General features: G+C 43.7%; 16 protein-coding genes. 9 read left to right on the top strand and 7 right to left on the bottom strand.

What is annotated here, in order from left to right; translation table 11 throughout:
* Window positions 1-25: 25 nt before the first annotated feature.
* Window positions 26-1,336, bottom strand: a complete 1,311-nt coding sequence (locus tag RLN88_RS15890; RefSeq protein ID WP_350222401.1) for a UDP-glucose dehydrogenase family protein — start codon at window positions 1,334-1,336, stop codon at window positions 26-28.
* 131 nt (window positions 1,337-1,467) lie between these two features.
* Between RLN88_RS15890 and RLN88_RS15885 the strand changes: the two genes are divergently transcribed.
* From RLN88_RS15885 to hpf, 4 genes are all read left to right on the top strand, one after another.
* The gene (locus RLN88_RS15885) at window positions 1,468-2,631 is read left to right on the top strand and encodes an acyl-CoA dehydrogenase family protein (protein ID WP_350222400.1); all 1,164 of its coding nucleotides are present in this window, start codon (window positions 1,468-1,470) and stop codon (window positions 2,629-2,631) included.
* A gap of 52 nt (window positions 2,632-2,683) precedes the next feature.
* On the top strand, window positions 2,684-2,878 hold the full coding sequence (gene rpsU / locus RLN88_RS15880; protein WP_350222399.1) for a 30S ribosomal protein S21: 195 nt from the start codon (window positions 2,684-2,686) through the stop codon (window positions 2,876-2,878).
* 73 nt (window positions 2,879-2,951) lie between these two features.
* A complete protein-coding gene (locus RLN88_RS15875; protein WP_350222398.1) occupies window positions 2,952-3,827 on the top strand; it encodes a tyrosine-type recombinase/integrase in 876 nt (291 codons plus the stop codon).
* Window positions 3,828-3,854: 27 nt separating this feature from the next.
* On the top strand, window positions 3,855-4,154 hold the full coding sequence (hpf, locus tag RLN88_RS15870; protein WP_350222397.1) for a ribosome hibernation-promoting factor, HPF/YfiA family: 300 nt from the start codon (window positions 3,855-3,857) through the stop codon (window positions 4,152-4,154).
* Between the two features lie 66 nt (window positions 4,155-4,220).
* Here the strand turns inward: hpf and RLN88_RS15865 are convergent, their stop codons facing one another.
* From RLN88_RS15865 to fumC, 6 genes are all read right to left on the bottom strand, one after another.
* Window positions 4,221-4,844: a thioredoxin family protein gene (locus RLN88_RS15865; protein ID WP_350222396.1), complete on the bottom strand. Its 624-nt coding sequence runs from the start codon at window positions 4,842-4,844 to the stop codon at window positions 4,221-4,223.
* Between the two features lie 15 nt (window positions 4,845-4,859).
* Window positions 4,860-5,333 (bottom strand): TlpA family protein disulfide reductase, encoded by a 474-nt coding sequence (locus RLN88_RS15860; protein WP_350222395.1) that lies wholly within the window; start codon window positions 5,331-5,333, stop codon window positions 4,860-4,862.
* 402 nt (window positions 5,334-5,735) lie between these two features.
* Window positions 5,736-7,529 carry a chloride channel protein gene (locus tag RLN88_RS15855; protein WP_350222394.1) on the bottom strand — a complete coding sequence of 598 codons (1,794 nt, stop codon included), beginning with the start codon at window positions 7,527-7,529 and terminating at the stop codon, window positions 5,736-5,738.
* 49 nt (window positions 7,530-7,578) lie between these two features.
* Window positions 7,579-8,370: a type I methionyl aminopeptidase gene (map, locus tag RLN88_RS15850; RefSeq protein ID WP_350222393.1), complete on the bottom strand. Its 792-nt coding sequence runs from the start codon at window positions 8,368-8,370 to the stop codon at window positions 7,579-7,581.
* A gap of 75 nt (window positions 8,371-8,445) precedes the next feature.
* Window positions 8,446-9,060: an Ezrin/radixin/moesin family protein gene (locus RLN88_RS15845; RefSeq protein ID WP_350222392.1), complete on the bottom strand. Its 615-nt coding sequence runs from the start codon at window positions 9,058-9,060 to the stop codon at window positions 8,446-8,448.
* A gap of 75 nt (window positions 9,061-9,135) precedes the next feature.
* On the bottom strand, window positions 9,136-10,539 hold the full coding sequence (gene fumC / locus RLN88_RS15840; RefSeq protein WP_350222391.1) for a class II fumarate hydratase: 1,404 nt from the start codon (window positions 10,537-10,539) through the stop codon (window positions 9,136-9,138).
* Window positions 10,540-10,665: 126 nt separating this feature from the next.
* On the opposite strand from fumC, the gene RLN88_RS15835 reads away from it, so the two are divergent.
* From RLN88_RS15835 to RLN88_RS15815, 5 genes are all read left to right on the top strand, one after another.
* Window positions 10,666-11,298 (top strand): LuxR C-terminal-related transcriptional regulator, encoded by a 633-nt coding sequence (locus RLN88_RS15835; protein ID WP_350222390.1) that lies wholly within the window; start codon window positions 10,666-10,668, stop codon window positions 11,296-11,298.
* A 156-nt stretch (window positions 11,299-11,454) separates the two neighbouring features.
* Window positions 11,455-12,711, top strand: coding sequence for a DUF4856 domain-containing protein (locus RLN88_RS15830; RefSeq protein ID WP_350222389.1), 1,257 nt, complete (start codon window positions 11,455-11,457; stop codon window positions 12,709-12,711).
* A gap of 67 nt (window positions 12,712-12,778) precedes the next feature.
* A complete protein-coding gene (locus RLN88_RS15825) occupies window positions 12,779-13,894 on the top strand; it encodes an imelysin family protein (RefSeq protein ID WP_350222388.1) in 1,116 nt (371 codons plus the stop codon).
* Window positions 13,894-15,297: an HTTM domain-containing protein gene (locus RLN88_RS15820; protein WP_350222387.1), complete on the top strand. Its 1,404-nt coding sequence runs from the start codon at window positions 13,894-13,896 to the stop codon at window positions 15,295-15,297. The genes RLN88_RS15825 and RLN88_RS15820 overlap by 1 nt, the downstream gene beginning before the upstream one ends.
* Window positions 15,298-15,319: 22 nt before the next feature.
* Complete coding sequence (locus RLN88_RS15815) at window positions 15,320-17,749, top strand: carboxypeptidase-like regulatory domain-containing protein (protein WP_350222386.1); 2,430 nt, start codon at window positions 15,320-15,322, stop codon at window positions 17,747-17,749.
* Window positions 17,750-17,810: the final 61 nt, after the last annotated feature.

The raw sequence follows: 17,810 nt of genomic DNA, 5'->3' as shown, positions 1-17,810 counted from the left end.
TTTTTTTGAATGATTTTTTGAGAGCTTATTTCACCACTCGTCTTCCTATACTATGATAAGTGAAGCCAAGTTCTTCCATCTGACTAAGATCATATAAGTTTCTACCATCAAAAATGACCTTGTTTTTGAGAGAGCTCTCAATTTTTTCAAACTCCGGAGTTCTGAAAATTGGCCACTCAGTCATGATCATAAGCGCATCTGCATCTTTCAGTGCATCATACTGATCATCTGCGAAATGGATATCATCTCCAAATATTCCTCTCACATTTTCCATTGCTTCCGGGTCATATGCTTTCACTTTGGCCCCAAGGGCTAGCAATTCCCTGATATTTTCCAGTGCAGGAGCTTCCCGGATATCATCGGTATATGGCTTGAATGCAAGGCCCCACACGGCAATGGTTTTTCCTTTTAGATCACCACTGAAGAAAGACTTCAATGGGTCAATCAGTTTCTGCTTTTGAGTTTGGTTTACACCCATCACCGCATTTAGGATATTGAAGTCATAGCCCACCTCTGTTGAAGATCTGGCCAATGCCTGAACATCTTTTGGAAAGCAACTACCTCCGTACCCGATTCCCGCAAACAAAAACCGGTTTCCAATTCGTGAATCTGTACCAATACCCTTTCTTACTTTGTCTACATCCGCCCCCATCAGCTCGCACAGGTTGGCAATTTCATTCATGAAGGTAATTTTGGTGGCCAGGAAGGAATTTGCGGCATACTTGGTGAGCTCAGCGGAGCGCACATCCATGAAAATGATGGGATTACCCTGCCTCACGAATGGCGCATACAGCTTCTCCATTAATTTAATTGACTTCTCAGATTCCGCACCAATCACCACCCTGTCTGGTTTCATGAAGTCTTCCACAGCCACTCCTTCTCGGAGGAATTCAGGATTGGAAACAACCTCAAAATCGACTTTAGCTCCCTGCTTTACTTTAGCAGTAACCTTTTCAGCAGTACCAACCGGCACAGTGCTCTTGTCTACAATCACTGTGAAATTTTCCAGCATCGGGCCCAGATCTTCGGCTACTTTCAACACGTACTGGAGGTCTGCAGACCCATCCTCTCCCGGAGGGGTAGGAAGAGCCAGAAAAATGATCTGTGCCCCTTTGATTCCTTCCTTAAGGTTCGTAGTAAACTCTAGCCTGCCTTGTCTGATATTGCGCTCAAAGAGTGCTTCCAGGCCGGGCTCATAGATTGTGATTTGTTTATTTCTAAGTTTTTGAACCTTCTTTTCATCAATATCAATACAGGTCACATGATTGCCGGTCTCCGCAAAACAAGTGCCTGTCACAAGTCCTACATATCCGGTTCCTACTACTGCTATTTTCATTTTTTGGCTTTTCTATTTTTTAGAGGCTGCAAATCTAAGCCTAGTTTTTATGTTAGGGTGCAGACTACCCTATTTTTAGATGAACAACCTTTGTACTTTTGCGTTCCCAATTAAAGCAAACGTTTTAAAGCATGTCTACAGCAACATTAACTTCACCCCAGGAAGTAGAAGAAAACAAGGCAATGATCGCGCAAATGGTGCGTGATTTTTGCACCAAGGAAATAGAACCCCACAAAATGAAATGGGATGAATCCCAGGAATTTCCCAAAGAAGTCTTTCATAAAATGGGAGAGCTCGGATTGATGGGGGTGCTGGTGCCCCAGGAGTACGGTGGGGCAGGTTTTGGATATCATGAGTATGCAACCGCTATTATTGAACTTTCAAAAGTAGATGGATCCATTGGTCTTTCCATGGCGGCACACAACTCACTTTGTACAGGCCACATCCTGCAGCATGGAAGCGAGGAACAAAAACAAAAATATTTACCCAGATTAGCCACCGGTGAGTGGATAGGAGCCTGGGGCCTTACTGAGCCAAACACGGGTTCTGATGCCGGTAATATGAAAACGGTGGCAGAAAAGGATGGGGATGAGTGGGTGATAAATGGAGCCAAAAATTTTATCACACATGGAAATACCGGTAATGTAGCAGTGGTCATTGCCCGAACCGGAGAGCCTGGCAAATCCAGAAATGCAAGTGCGTTCATAGTAGAACGCACCAATCCTGGGTTTAAGAAAGGACGGAAAGAAGACAAGCTGGGAATGAGGGCATCCGAGACCTCTGAAATGATCTTTGAAGATTGTAGGATTCCTGCAGAAAACCTGATTGGTGAAGTAGGGGATGGATTTGTGCAAGCTCTGCAAGTTCTGGATGGAGGCCGTATTTCCATCGCCGCGTTAGGTTGTGGAATTGCAGAAGGTGCACTTGAGGCGGCTTTGGCTTATTCGCAAGAGCGTGAGCAGTTTGGAAAATCAATTTCAAATTTCCAGGGCATCTCATTTAAGCTGGCCGATATGGCAGTGAAGGTAGAGGCTGCAAAACTTTTGACCTATCAGGCAGCAGAATTGAAAAATCAAGGGAAAAGTGTGAACAGAGAGTCTGCAATGGCTAAGTTGTATTCCTCTGAAATTGCTGTTGAAGTGGCCAATGATGGAGTACAAATTTTTGGTGGATATGGGTATACAAAAGATTATCCTGCCGAGAAGTATTATCGGGACGCTAAGCTTTGCACAATAGGTGAGGGAACTTCCGAGATCCAAAAGATTGTGATCTCCAGAACCTTATTGAATCAATAATTGTAATGCACAAAAATAGCTGCTATATTTGCGGCCCATTAATAATTCTGAAATGTTAATAATCAACGTTAAAGAGAACGAGTCAATAGACCGAGCGCTTAAAAGATTTAAGAAGAAGTTTGAAAAAACTGGTGTACTAAGAGAGCTTAGATCAAGAACTCACTTCAAGAAGCCTTCAGTAGCTAGAAGAGAGGAGATCATCAAAGCGAGATACATCCAGCACTTAAGAGACGAGGAAAATAAATAGTCCTTTCCACTTCATCTTCACCTAAGATTTTAATAAGTTAGTATTCACCTCAGTTCATGAGGTGGTGCTGCTTATGGTGGAGACTTTCCTTAAATATCTTTCCTTCGAAAAACGCTACAGTCAGCACACAGTAGAAGCCTACAGGAAAGACCTGCAGCAATTTTCAGATTTTTTGAGTTCCGAATATGAGATCGCTGATTTCACGGAAGTAAAACACCCTCACATCCGAGGATGGATAGTTGATTTGATGGATCAGGATCTTTCTCCTAAGTCTGTCAATCGAAAAATAGCCACCCTAAAGTCATTCTATAAATTTCTTTTAGGAAGAGAGTATCTGGAAGCCAACCCCACCTCTCAAATCAAACCCCTGAAAACCGAAAAGGATCTTCCTGCTTTTGTAAAAGAGGATGAGATCACCAATCTACTTGACCGGGTAGAGTTTTCATCTGATTTTTCAGGGCAGAGAGACAAGCTTTTGCTTGAGCTTTTGTATGCAACAGGTATCCGTTTGGCCGAGCTGAAGGGCTTAAAAGACACGGATGTTAATTTTTACGAAAAAACTATCCGGGTGCTGGGAAAAAGGAATAAAGAACGCATCATCCCGGTCGGGAATTCGTTAATAAAATTGATAGGTGACTATCAAAAAACCAAGAACGAAATGGGAATGAAAGGGGAGAAATTATTACTTACAGATGGTGGCGAAGCACTTTACCCTATGTTCATTTACCGCAAGGTGAAAACCTACCTGAATGCGGTAACAACCCTTAGCAAAAAGAGCCCGCATGTAATGAGGCATACTTTTGCAACACACTTATTAAACAAAGGGGCAGACCTGAATGCTGTGAAAGATTTGCTGGGTCACACCAGCCTGGCAGCAACTCAGGTGTATACCCACAATTCAATAGAAAAGCTGAAGGCAGCCTTTGATCAGGCTCATCCGAAGGCATAAATGTTTAACCTTTTTAAACGTACAGACATGAAGTTACAGATGCATTCCATTCACTTCGACGCAGATGTTAAACTGCTCGATTTCATTCAAAAGAAAGTTGACAAGCTTGAAACTTTTTATGACCGGATCATCGATGGAGAGGTCTTTTTGAGATTAGAGAATGACGATTCCAATGAAAATAAAATTGTAGAGATAAAACTGAATGGACCTAAGAACCAGTTTTTCTCAAAAGAGAAGGCCAAATCTTTTGAAGCTGGAGTAGATGCTGCTGTAGAAGCACTGAGACGGCAACTCAAAAAACATAAAGAGAAGGTGCTGGCTCATTGATCAGCACCAGCTAAAATTAAAAAGCCCCAAGCATTAGCTTGGGGCTTTTTTTGATGTCGGGGAGCATTAGCTCTTCCATTTAATGGTGCAGCCAATAGCTCTCTTCTCAGTCACAGCCGGACTCTTTCCCGCCATCACCGCATCAATTGCATCTTCCACATACGTTTCTGAAACATCTGACGGATCATTAGGGCTGTCGTCAATTGCACCGATGAATTCCACCTTATATTTTCCGGCAGCTTCCTTATTTAGCACATATACATGAGGCGTTTTAGTAGCTCCAAAAGCCTTAGCTACCTCCTGACTGTCATCTCGTAAATATGGAAAGGAATAACCTTTATTACCTGATCGCTTTTTCATTTCTTCCATTGAATCCCCTGGTTGCTGAGAGATGTCATTAGGATTGATTGCAATCACAGGAAATCCTTTGCCGGCATATTTTTTATCTAAATCCATTATTCTGGATTCGTAGGCTTTTGCATACGGGCATGTATTGCAAGTGAATACGATAATAAAGCCTTTTGCACTGCTATAGTCGGACATGGATACCATCTTGCCGTCAATGTTTGGCAGTTTGAAATCGGCAGCATAGTCACCTACTCCATATCCTGCTTCCGGCTCGGAGGCATTCATAAAAAGCACGGCAACTACGGCCATTACTCCTACTAATAAAATAAATGTTCGCTTCATGGTTCTGGACATCTTTTAGTTCAAATATTTCTTAATGGTTAATTCTAATTCTTCTTTAGTAAACGCTTTTTCATGAAAATACGTTTTGCCTAGGTCTGTTACGAAGAGGGTAGCCGGTATCGCACCTGTCCATTCCGGGCTTACCTTTCCCATGTAATCATCAGGGTCTTTTTCATCCAGAAAAAGCACATCTGAATTTAAGGACTTCTTGGCCACAAAACTCTTGACCTTCTCTAGTTCACTTTGAAAATCAATACTTACAAGGTAAACCTTGATGTCACTATTTTCACTTTCCAGTGCATCAAAATGAGGAAGTTCTTTGATGCAAGGGCCACACCAGGTAGCCCAGAAATTGAAAACGGTCAACGATGCTTCCGTATTGAGCATCTTTTTTTGTAAGTCGGCAAATTTTACAACCTCAACCTCTTGTGCGAAGACCTGTGAGGTACTTATTGCTACTAGTAAGCCGAAGGCAATTCTCTTCATCATTGGGGATACGAAAATACGCCAAACAGGTTGTACGGGCTTAAAATTTATATAAAATCGATTTTGCACAAAAGCAGGAAATATTATTTTGATCGCCATTCGTTGAATCTATGACCTTAACCTTGTGATAATACTTGGTTTGTCTGCAGCAACAGACTCAAAGTGCGGCTGAAACAGTCTATGTACGTTTGAGTATAGTTCACTTAATTAATTGATTAAAGATATCCAAGTGAATGAAAAACTACTTATCCACAAAATGGTATAGTTATCCACATCGTCTTCTATCCTTTTTCTATATTTCTGAAAATCAGTGAGTTGCTTTGTAAAATCTAGAAAGTGGCTTTGTTGATAACTATAAATTTTATTAGTTAATCACCTGATATACAATAGATTATCATCTGATAATTACTCAGCGGTTTGCCTGATTAATTTCTTGCGATAAGCGTTGAAAATTCGGGACTTGGAGATGAAGCCGACATATTTCCCATTATCAATTACGGGAAGGTTCCATGCCTGTGTTACCTCAAATTTATTCATCACAGATTGCATTTTTTCCTGAGGGGACACGCTTGCTGGAGGTTTTTGCATGATTGTTTTTACAATTACATTTTCTCGTGATTCTTCGTCAAACATCATCTCGCGGATGTCGTCTAGGGTGACGATTCCCTGCAACTCTCTGTTTTCGTCCACCACCGGGAAGATGTTTCGATTACTTTTCATCACAAGCTTTACAAGGTCATTTAGTGTGGCTTCTGGCTCAATAATGAGCAGGTCTTTTTCCACAATTTTTTTGAGATCAATCAGGCTAAGTACAATTCGGTCTTTGTCGTATTGGATAAGATCACCTGTTTCGATGAGGCGTTTCGTGTAAATACTGTGTTTTTCAAAATATGAAATGGTGCTAAAGGAAATAGCCGAAACCAACATCAATGGAACGAAGAGCTCATAGCCACTGGTAATCTCTGCAATAAGAAATATGGCTGTTAGTGGCGCATGCAGCACACCACTCATTACCCCACACATGCCTACCAGCGTGAAGTTGCTGGTGCTTAATGAGGACCCGAAGAGTGCATTTGAGCCGGAGCTAAACACGAACCCCGAAAGGCCGCCCATGAACAAAGAGGGCGCAAATATTCCGCCGCTCCCGCCCGCTCCTATTGTGAGCGCTGTAGCTATTGGCTTTACTAGAATAATCAAAAATAGAAATACAATGAGGGATGCCTGATTTTCGGAAAGCTGATAGAAAAAACTGTGATGGAATACGCGTGCAGATTCACCTTGAAGCAAGCTTTTAATGGTTTCGTACCCCTCCCCATAAATCGGTGGAAAAGTGAGGATTATTAATGCAAGACAAATTCCTCCCACTGCAGCTCGTCCAAAATCATTTTTGAGTTTCTGAATACCACCTTCAATCACATACATTACGCGAGTGAAGTAGAGCGAGATCATCCCACAGACGGCCCCAAAGAGCAGGTAATAGGCGGTCTCACTTGCAATGAAATTTTCAGTGAGCTTAAATGAAAAGAGAATGTCCTCCCCCAAGAGAACAAGTGCCACCAATTGGCCGCAGACGGATGCAATGAGCAATGGAATGAATCGACTGATTTTCACCTCCGTGAGGATTACTTCCATGGCGAAGATTACTCCCGTGACTGGTGAGTTGAAGATGGCGGAGATTGCGCCGGCAGCCCCACAACCAAGCAGCACGGTCCTGTTTTTGTACCCTAAATGAAAAAGTCTGGCAAGGTTGGAGCCAATGGCTGAGCCAGTCACAACTATTGGAGCTTCCAATCCAACAGAACCTCCAAAGCCAACGGTTATTGCACTGGTGACCATCCTGGAGTACATCCGCGTTTTCCGAATGAGACTTGAGTTTTTGGAAATGGCGTACAAGATTTGTGTGATGCCGTGACCTAAGTTCTCCTTAAAAACGTACTTGGATACAACCACGGTAAGGAGAATACCTATCAGGGGATATCCCAGGTAGAGGTAGTTGAAGCTGAAGATGTTGAGGTTTAGCTCCAGATAATGAATGATGAAATGAACGGTGCTTTTCAGAATCACGGCCGCTAAACCCGAGAAAACCCCAATCAGTCCGGCTGTTATCAGCAAGAAATTATTATCCCCGATATGGCGGATTCGCCACACCAGAAATTTCATCATGAGATTGCTAAAAGTGCCTTTTTCCTGATTTGCCATCTTTTAAGAAGTGTGGCAAAGGTATGCCTTAGATTTAGCCTTCAAAAACTTATACAATGACCGCATTTTTCTTGGCCAGCGCCTCCTCCACATATTGGAAAGTGGAAAGCACCTCAGGTTGACCATTGACCACCGCCACGTCATGCTCAAAATGAGCCGATGGTTTTTTGTCAGCCGTGACAATGGTCCAGCCATCGTTGAGCTGGATTACCCTTCTGGTGCCCATATTTATCATTGGCTCGATTGCCACGACCAACCCTTCCTGAATTTTTGGTCCCCTTCCTCTCTTTCCGAAATTTGGCACCTCGGGTGATTCATGCATCTTCTTGCCCAATCCATGCCCAACCAGCTCTCTCACCACACCGTATCCATGGCGCTCGGCGTGTTGCTGGATGGCGTAGCTCAGGTCTCCAATCCTGTTTCCGGATACCAATTGTTCAATTCCTTTATCCAAACATTCTTTGGTAACCCGAAGTAGCTGTTTCACATCATCCGAAATCTCGCCCACAGCGAAAGTGTAGGCATGATCGCCATAATATTCATTTTTTAATACACCAATATCAACGCCCACAATGTCACCTTCCTGAAGTGGGCGATCGGTAGGTATGCCATGTACCACCTGCTCGTTTACAGAGGTAATGATTGATTTTGGATAATCATAGAGCCCAAGGAATGCCGGGACACCACCATGATCCCGAATGAACTCGTCGGCAATTTTGTCCAATTCCAGAGGGGTTACTCCCGGTTCAATTTTTTCAGCCATCACCCCGAGTGTTTTTGACACGATCAGGGCACTTTCCCTCATGATTTCGATTTCTTCTGGCGTCTTATATTTTATCATCCGACTGCAAAAATACAAACAAAAAGCCCTGGTTCCTTCTTCAGAAACCAGGGCTCTTAATGATTGTTATTCTTCTTAAGATTTTTTGGTCACTCCTTCAAGTACATCTTTAATTGGCACTCTGGTTCCGTCTTTGTATGACACAACCCAGGCATCTTTTACACCCATCTCTCTCAGGTACTTCTTGAAAGTATCAGCTTCCCAGTAATCCCTGAATACACCGATGGTGTATTTCTGCAGGCCGTTTTCGTCTTCAGCACTGAAATTGGGAGAGTTGTCATATTTTTTCAAATCCTTTTGCTCGAATGCACCGATCTGAACCTTGAATACGACTCCTTGGCTTTCATCTATGTTTCCGCCTACACTTCTACTTGCAACGTTTTCTGATGGCTGCTTGCTTTGTAGCCTTGAAAGCTCGGCTCTTAAATCTCCAATTTGAGACTGGTAAGTAAGGATTTGCTCATCCTTATCCGCAAGTCTGTCGTCGATGTTACCAAGCTCAGTCTTAAGGCTTGTTACCTGGCCTTTCAAGGATTTGTTCTCATCCAGTAACTGCTTGTACTGCTCTGGCTCTAATTTTTTGATTCTTTTCTTCCACTCCTTTTCCTCTTTTTTATCCATTTGAGCGTTTGCTTCAAATGCAAATACACAGCAAAGTGCCAGTGCGATAAGTGATATTGATTTTTTCATCTTCCTGTGAATTGGTTTTTTACGCAATCTTTAATGTTACTAAAGTACAAAAATCTCTTGATAATGGATAAACAATCAGTTTTTTAGCGATCCAATCATATCTTCAGGTTTTACCCACTCAGTAAACTGCTCATCCGTAACAAGTCCCAGATCAATAGCTGCTTTTCTAAGGGTAGTACCTTCCTTATGTGCTTTTTTAGCAATTTTAGCCGCATTTTCATACCCTATGTGGGTATTGAGAGCGGTTACCAGCATCAAGGAATTCTCCAATTTTTCCTTGATTACTTCGTGATTTGGTTCAATTCCAATGGCACAATTATCATTAAAAGATTCACATGCGTCTCCAATCAATCGGGCAGAATTGAGCAAATTGAAGACCATCATTGGCTTAAACACATTCAATTCGAAGTGCCCGGTCATGCCTCCAGCTGAGATCGCTACGTCATTCCCTATTACCTGCGCACACACCATTGTAAGAGCTTCACATTGAGTAGGATTTACTTTTCCTGGCATAATAGAAGAACCTGGCTCATTGTCAGGAATGAGTATTTCACCGATACCACTTCTTGGGCCTGAACTTAGCATTCGGATGTCATTACCAATTTTCATCAGGCTCACTGCTAGTTGTTTTAATGCCCCATGAGTTTCAACCATCGAGTCATGTGCGGCTAGTGCCTCAAATTTGTTTTCAGCAGATCGCATCGGCATGCCTGAATGCTTAGCTATTTTCTTTGCAACTAAGTCAGCGTATCCTTCGGGTGTATTGAGACCCGTTCCTACCGCAGTGCCACCAAGAGCCAACTCTGAGAGGTGATCCAAGGTATTATTCAATGCCTTTAGTCCGTGATCAAGCTGGGAGACATATCCTGAAAACTCCTGACCTAAACTCAACGGTGTAGCGTCCATGAAATGAGTTCGACCAATCTTCACTACATCCATAAAAGCTACTGATTTTTTGTTAAGCGTGTCTCTCAGCTTCTTCACCTTGGGGATGGTATTTTCCACCACCATTTTATAGCTGGCAATGTGCATGGCTGTAGGAAATGTGTCATTGGAGCTTTGGCTTTTATTTACATCATCGTTTGGATGGATGATTTTTTTGTCGTCCGAAAGGGAACCGCCGTTCAAAACGTGTGCCCGGTTTGCGATCACTTCATTGGAGTTCATGTTGGACTGGGTGCCGGATCCGGTCTGCCATACCACCAATGGAAACTGATCGTCGAGCTTACCTTCAAGTATCTCGTCGCACACTTTACCTATTAGTTCAGCCTTTTCCTTAGCGAGCACGCCCAGCTCCATATTTGTTTCGGCGGCTGATTTTTTGAGGATGGCGAATGCATGGATAATTTCCATGGGCATTTGGTTCTTTTCACCACCTATTTTGAAATTGTCCCGGGATCTCTGCGTCTGAGCTCCCCAATATTTATCAGCGGGCACTTTCACTTCGCCCATGGTGTCGTGTTCTATTCGGTATTCCATGCTTCAATGTTTTGTTGGCACAAATCTAACTACGGATTGTCCTTTTGGATTTCAATTTTAAGCTTGTTTTTGCACAATCAAATTTCCCGACATACTTTTGTTTAGAATCATTCTAAATAATATTCATTGGCTACCTCTGTCCTCCTTGCAGATTTTCAGTATCTCACCCGCCAGGGCATTGCATCGCTTATCAAAGCCATGCCGGGATTTGAGTTGGTCAAAATGATTGATTCCCCTGGGAAGCTTATCGAGACCGTAGAAACAATAAACCCGAAACTTGTAGTAATAGATATCTCAGACAAGGATCGGGAGCTGATTCCGCAGCTCAGGGAATTGAAGCAACGTACGGATTGTAGTTTTCTGGTCATATCCAACAGTCAAACGAAGGATTCAATCCAGCAGCTTCTCGCTATGGGTATCAAAGGAATCCTTACGAAGAATTGTAGTGAGGAGGAGATTATCAATGGCCTTCGGGCAGTAGCTCTGGGCAACCGATTCTTTTGCAACAATATCCTTGATCTGGTAGTGCAAAGTCCGGATAAAGAAGAGGATTGTGAGCCGACTAATCTCTCTCCCCGTGAGTTTGAGGTACTGGAACTCATAACCAAAGGAAAAACTACCGCTCAGATTGCTGAAGAGTTGCACCTGAGTGTTCATACCATCAACTCGCACAGAAAAAACATCTTGAAAAAACTGAGCCTAAATTCTCCTGCAGAATTGATCGTTTATGCATTGGAGAGTGGTTTGGTAAAGTCATAACCATTAATTCTAGCTAGCCATTTGTAGCTAGCACATCACTAGTTTTAGTTATACGATTCACTACTTCTAGTGAGTCAAAATTTCATCATCGGTAGCGATTGTGCAGAATCTGACTGACCATCAATTTTGCATTGTTTAGAATCGTTCTAAACAAGAATGGATTACATAATTTCGCAAAATCAGAACATGATGAATAAGAACAAACTAGCTATTGCCCTATTAACGGGACTCACAATATCCCTAAGCAGTTGTGGGGATGATGACGGTGGAAAGCCGGATATTTCTGTACCGGACACCTACGCCTTTAAGAGGGATGGTTCTTCCACCGTTTCTTTCAGTGGCCAGACTACTCGTATTGCCATGGCGGAGGAAATTTTGTCTGCCTTCATGGTTGAGACAAACACAGAAGCAATCATCGATGGAATGTTTGCCCATGAAGAAGGAAATGCAAATTTCTCCAATGCAGACCTCAACGCTTCAGACAAAAATGTAAGAAGTAAGACCGCTGCTTCAGCTGACTATTTTTCTGCGAACACTGTGCTAGCTGCAGAAATCAAGGAAGATTTTGACGGCTGGATTGCAGCCCAGGTTTCCGAGGTTTTTCCTAGTTGGGAAATGGAGGCCAGTGCCGGAGTGGCAGGAAAAATTGAGCAGGCAGGTGGTGGATCAACCAGGTATGTGAATGCAAAGGGATTGGAGTTGAACCAGGCATTTGCCAAGGGACTGATTGGGGCACTGATGACCGACCAAATCCTAAACAACTATGTGAGCGAAGCTGTGCTGGATGCGGGTGAGAACGTTCCCAACAATGATGCGGGAATAGTGGAGGAAGGTGAAAACTACACCAGCATGGAGCACAAGTGGGACGAAGCATACGGGTACCTCTATGGCGCAGCAGCAAATGGTGCCGACCCACGATCGACAGTCGGAAGTGATGACAGCTTTTTGAACAAATACCTGGGCTCTGTCAATTCGGATGAAGATTTTGCAGGAATAGCTGACGAAGTGTTTGATGCATTCAAATTGGGCAGGGCGGCCATCGTGGCTGGTGATTATGATCTGAGAGATGTTCAGGCGGATATTATTCGCGCCAATCTTTCCAAAGTGATTGCTGTGAGATCTGTTTATTACCTCGAAGCAGGAGCTGCCGGTTTGGGAGAAGCCAACCCTGACATGGCAAGCATTTTTCATAGCCTGTCAGAGGCATATGGGTTTATCTATAGTCTACAGTTTACCCGAAATCCGAATACCGATGCGCCATATTTCACACGAGCGGAGGTGGAGGCATTTCTTACGGATAGCATGGATGATGGGGATAATGGACTCTGGGATGTGGAGGCTTCTACGCTTACAAGTATCTCAAGCCAGATTGCTGAGGAGTTTGATTTTACTGTGGCTGAGGCGAGGAATTGATGATCATATAAAAAGAAATTTAGGTGACCCGGAAAGGGGTCACTTTTTAAGTTAAAATGGGTAGCAAATGAGAGTATTGAAAGTGGTCTATTTGATTATTTGTACAACGCTTTTTGTGGCATGTTCTGGTGATGAGTCTGTAAGCTCATCGGATGGGTTTGACAGACAGGCGATGCTGGAAAACTGGGCAGACAACATCATGGTGCCTGGCTATGAAGCATATGTTTCTTCCCTTGGGACATTAAAAGCTAGCACAGAGGTATTTACAGAATCCCCCTCCATTGAAAACCTGAATAGCCTGCGAGATGCATGGCTGGACGCATATCTGGCCTGGCAAAGGGTGGCGATGTTTGAAATTGGTAAAGCAGAGGAACTCACGCTGATCAACTACACCAACATCTACCCACTTGGTGTGGAGGATATGATTCAGACCATTGAGGGGGGTGATTACGATCTGACGAGTGTGAATCGTCAGGATGAGCAGGGCTTTCCGGCCATCGAGTACCTCATTTATGCAGTGAGGGATACGGATCAGGAGATTGTGAATTTGTATTCTCAGGAGATGGCTAATCATCCATATAAAATCTATTTGATCGATCTGGTAGAGCGACTCGAATTCATGGGATCTGATGTGCTCACCGACTGGAAATCAGGTTATCGCGACACCTTTGTTGGGAAGGATGGATCGGACGCCACATCTTCAGTCAATAAGGTCGTAAACGACTATATCTTCTACTATGAAAAGCATTTGAGAGCGGGTAAAATCGGGATTCCTGCCGGTGTGTTTTCCGCTTCTACTTTCTCGGATAAAGTGGAGGGAAGATTTAGTGGAAAATCCAAAGTACTGTTTGATGCCGCTTTGAATGCCATGCAGGATTTTTTCAACGGAAAGGCATTTAACTCCAACCTGCCGGTAGAGGGTATTGGACTGAATGACTACCTCGATTACCTCAACACGATCAAAGATGGAGATGATCTGAGTACGTTGGTCAATGATCAATTCGACAGGGCAAGAGCGGCTGCTACCGAGCTTGGTGAGAACTTTGGTGAGCAGGTAGAAACAGACAACTCCAAGATGCTGGCCACCTATGACGAGTTGCAAATGAATGTGGTGTACTTGAAAGTGGACATGGCCCAAGCAATGTCGATTGGTATAACCTATGTGGATGCGGATGGCGACTGATGGGATGGTTTGGTTCACCATATTTTTCAAAAGAAATAAAGGCTGCCCCTCTGGCAGTCTTTCGTATTTTCTTTGGGGTTATGATGCTGGCCAGTATTATTCGTTTTTGGGCAAAAGGCTGGATAGAAAAGCTCTACATCGAACCCACCTTTTTCTTCTCTTATTATGGATTTGAATGGGTGAAGCCGCTTGGAGAATACACCTATCTTCTTTTTGTTATTTGTGGCTTAGCTGCACTATTTGTGGCACTTGGATTTCAATATCGGGTTTCGATCATCGTCTTCTTTCTCAGCTTTACCTACATAGAGCTGATGGATAAGACCACCTACCTCAACCACTACTACTTCATCAGCATGCTCAGCTTTTTGATGATCTTTTTGCCTGCTGAAAAACATTTTTCAATAGACGCAAGAAATGGTTCACAAGAGTTCATCCCTCGCTGGTCGGTAGATAGTATCAAGCTCCTTTTGGGAATTGTCTACTTTTATGCCGGACTTGCCAAACTCAACTCCGACTGGTTAGAAGCCATACCTTTGAAGATCTGGCTACCCGGCAAATATGGCCTTCCTTTTCTTGGCGATTTGCTTCAGCAATCCTGGGTGATCTACCTTTTTAGCTGGGGCGGGGCAATCTATGACCTGAGCATTCCATTCCTCCTGCTTTGGAAACCAACCCGTACTCCAGCCTTTATGATGGTGGTGATTTTCCATGTGCTGACTCGTGTACTTTTTCCAATCGGCATGTTCCCATACATCATGATTGTGAGTGCACTCATCTTCTTTGATGCAAAGGTGCATGAGCGAATTCTTCAGGTGATTAGTAAAATGTTAAGTGTCATTTCGAGTGAAACGAGAAATCTATTCCCAAAGGAAGGGACGACTAATAAGGAGAATGGATATCTCACTGCGTTCGAGATGACAAGGGAGGAGAATAGAAGAGCGCCAAATTGGAAACTAACAATCCTAGCCATCTTCTTCACTATCCAGCTACTCCTTCCATGGAGGTATTTGCTTTATCCCGGTGAGCTCTTTTGGACGGAAGAAGGCTTCCGGTTTTCGTGGAGGGTAATGCTCATGGAAAAGGCTGGCTACACCACGTTCAAGGTGGTGGATAAGAACTCCGGAGATTCCTTTCATGTCAACAATGGGGACTTCCTCACTCCATTTCAGGAGAAGCAGATGTCTTTTCAGCCGGACTTTATTTTGGAGTTTGCGCACCACTTGCGAGACCATTTTAACGCCCAGGGAATGGAGGTGGCGATCTATGCCGAAAGCTATGTAGCCCTCAACGGAAGAAGAAGCCAGCCTTACATCGATAAGTCGGTAGATCTGACGCAACAGATAGAATCATTCAAACACAAAACGTGGATTTTACCATTCGGGGATGAAATTAAAGGGATTTAGCATAGCGATAATTCTGTGTTTGATGGCTGTTCCTTTATGGGGTCAGTACACACTTTCGGGCACCATTTTGGAAGCTAACTCTGGCAAACCTATTCCTTCTGCCGAGGTGTATGATCAAAATACCAATCAGGTGGTCTCCACCAACAATCAGGGAAATTTTCAGCTGATCAATCTGGCCGCTGGCAGGCATCAGATTACCATAATGTCCCTGGAATATCAGACGATGCAACAAGAGGTGGAAGTGGAGGGAAATACGAACATCACTTTCTCGATGGAGGAATTCCAACAGGAACTTTCAGAGGTGGTGATCAGCCAAAAGCGGGAGGAAATTTTTGCCTTGAATCGTCTAAAACCGGTGGAAGGTACAGCCATCTATGCCGGTAAGAAATCGGAGGTGGTTTTGCTAGATCAGATGGTCGGTAATGCCGCTACCAATAACGCACGGCAGATCTACTCACAAGTAGTTGGTTTGAATATCTATGAAAGCATAGATGCAGGTCTTCAACTAAATGTAGGAGGCAGAGGCTTGGATCCTAACCGAACGTCAAATTTCAATACGCGACAAAACGGATACGACATCAGTGCCGATGTGCTCGGCTATCCTGAAAGCTACTACACTCCTCCTGCAGAAGCACTTAGCCAGATTCAGGTCGTTAGAGGTGCAGCATCCCTGCAATATGGGACCCAGTTTGGCGGACTGATTAATTTCAAAATGAAAGAACCAGCAGCTAAACCCATTGAGCTGACTTCCCGACAGTCGGTAGGGTCTTTTGGGTTGTTCAATACGTTCAATAGTATCAGCGGTACGCTGGGGAAGTTTTCTTACTACACCTATTTGAACTGCAAAACCGGAGACGGCTTCAGGTCCAATTCCGGGTTCAAATCCACAAACTACTTCGGAAGCTTTGGCTATGCCATCACCGACAAAACTTCAGCCACATTCGAGTTTACATCATTGGTTTACCTGGCTCAGCAGCCCGGCGGTTTGACGGATGCTCAGTTTAGATCAGATCCGGACTTCAGTAATCGAACTAGAAACTGGTTCGAAGTAAACTGGAAGCTGTACGCACTGAAATTGAAGCATAAGTTTTCGCCAAAAACCGACTTAAGTCTGACCGTTTTTGGGCTCAATGCGCAGCGAAATGCGGTTGGATTTAGAGGGAATCCAGCCGATATCAATACCAATCCGGTTATTCAGGAAGACGCTCAGGAAACGGATGGAAGCTTTATTTATCCACGTGATTTGATCAAGGGAAAATTCCAAAATTGGGGAGCCGAAGCACGGTTTTTAACCCGCTATCAGATCGGGGGAAAGGATGCCGTCCTTCTAATCGGGTCAAAGATATATCAGGCTGATAACTCAGGCTTGCAAGGGCCTGGGACGAATGGAGTTGATGCCAATTTTGATTTTGCTTTCGAGGACTATCCGGACTACCCCAATCAATCTGACTTCAAATTCCCGAATCATAACCTGGCCTTTTTCGGCGAGCATATTTTCTTCATCAACGATCGTCTGTCTATTACCCCTGGCTTTCGATATGAGTTTATTAAAACCGGCAGTGAAGGAACCTATCGGCAGGTAATTTTTGACAATGCCGGCAACCCAATCCAAAATGCGGAATTTGAGGACAATCGGACGTTTGATCGATCATTTTTATTGTTGGGATTAGGTGCCAGCTTCGAGTCATCGGATGATCTGGAACTCTATGCCAACCTTTCGCAGAACTATCGATCGGTCACGTTCAGTGATATTCGTGTTGTGAATCCAACTTTTATCATTGATCCGAATATCAGTGATGAGCAAGGGTATACCTTCGATATTGGTGCCAGGGGGAAATGGAAAAATACCGTTTCATTTGACCTTGGAGCTTATGGATTGCTGTATGACGATCGCATCGGGATTGTGTTTGATGATCGGGCCAATCGAGTAAGAAAGAATATCGGAACAGCGCTGGTGATGGGCTTGGAATTCTTTGCAGACTGGAATCTGGCCAAATCCTTAGCATTGCCTTCTAATGCCTACAAGCTCAACTGGTTTGTGAATTCATCCTTTACCGAATCCGAGTATCTTTCCTCCGAGGAAAATAATGTGACTGGTAAGGAGGTCGAGTTTATTCCTCATGTAAACCTGAAAACAGGCCTTCGTTTTGGTTACAAAAACCTGTTGGGGAGCTTTCAGTTCACACACCTTTCCGAGCAATATACAGACGTGGAGAACTCCTCTGTTCCTGAAGATTCGGACAATCGAAACGGGCTGATCGGAGAGATTCCTGCCTACAGCATCATTGATTTGTCGTTCTCCTATACGATCAGGAAAATCAAATTGGAAACGGGTGCAAACAACCTATTGGATGAATCATACTTTACACGGAGAGCAACCGGATATCCTGGCCCGGGCATTATCCCATCAGAGCCGCGAAACTATTATTTTACTGTTCAGTTAAAACTATAAGGCTATTTCCCGCATTTATCACAGGCCTTTGGCTTGCTTTCAGACAAAGTGAAGGAGCGCA

This window comes from Ekhidna sp. (assembly GCF_040223195.1).
GTDB lineage: Bacteria > Bacteroidota > Bacteroidia > Cytophagales > Cyclobacteriaceae > Ekhidna.
The sequence above is the reverse complement of the archived record's forward strand: the minus strand, read 5'-3'. Positions and strand labels throughout refer to the sequence as shown.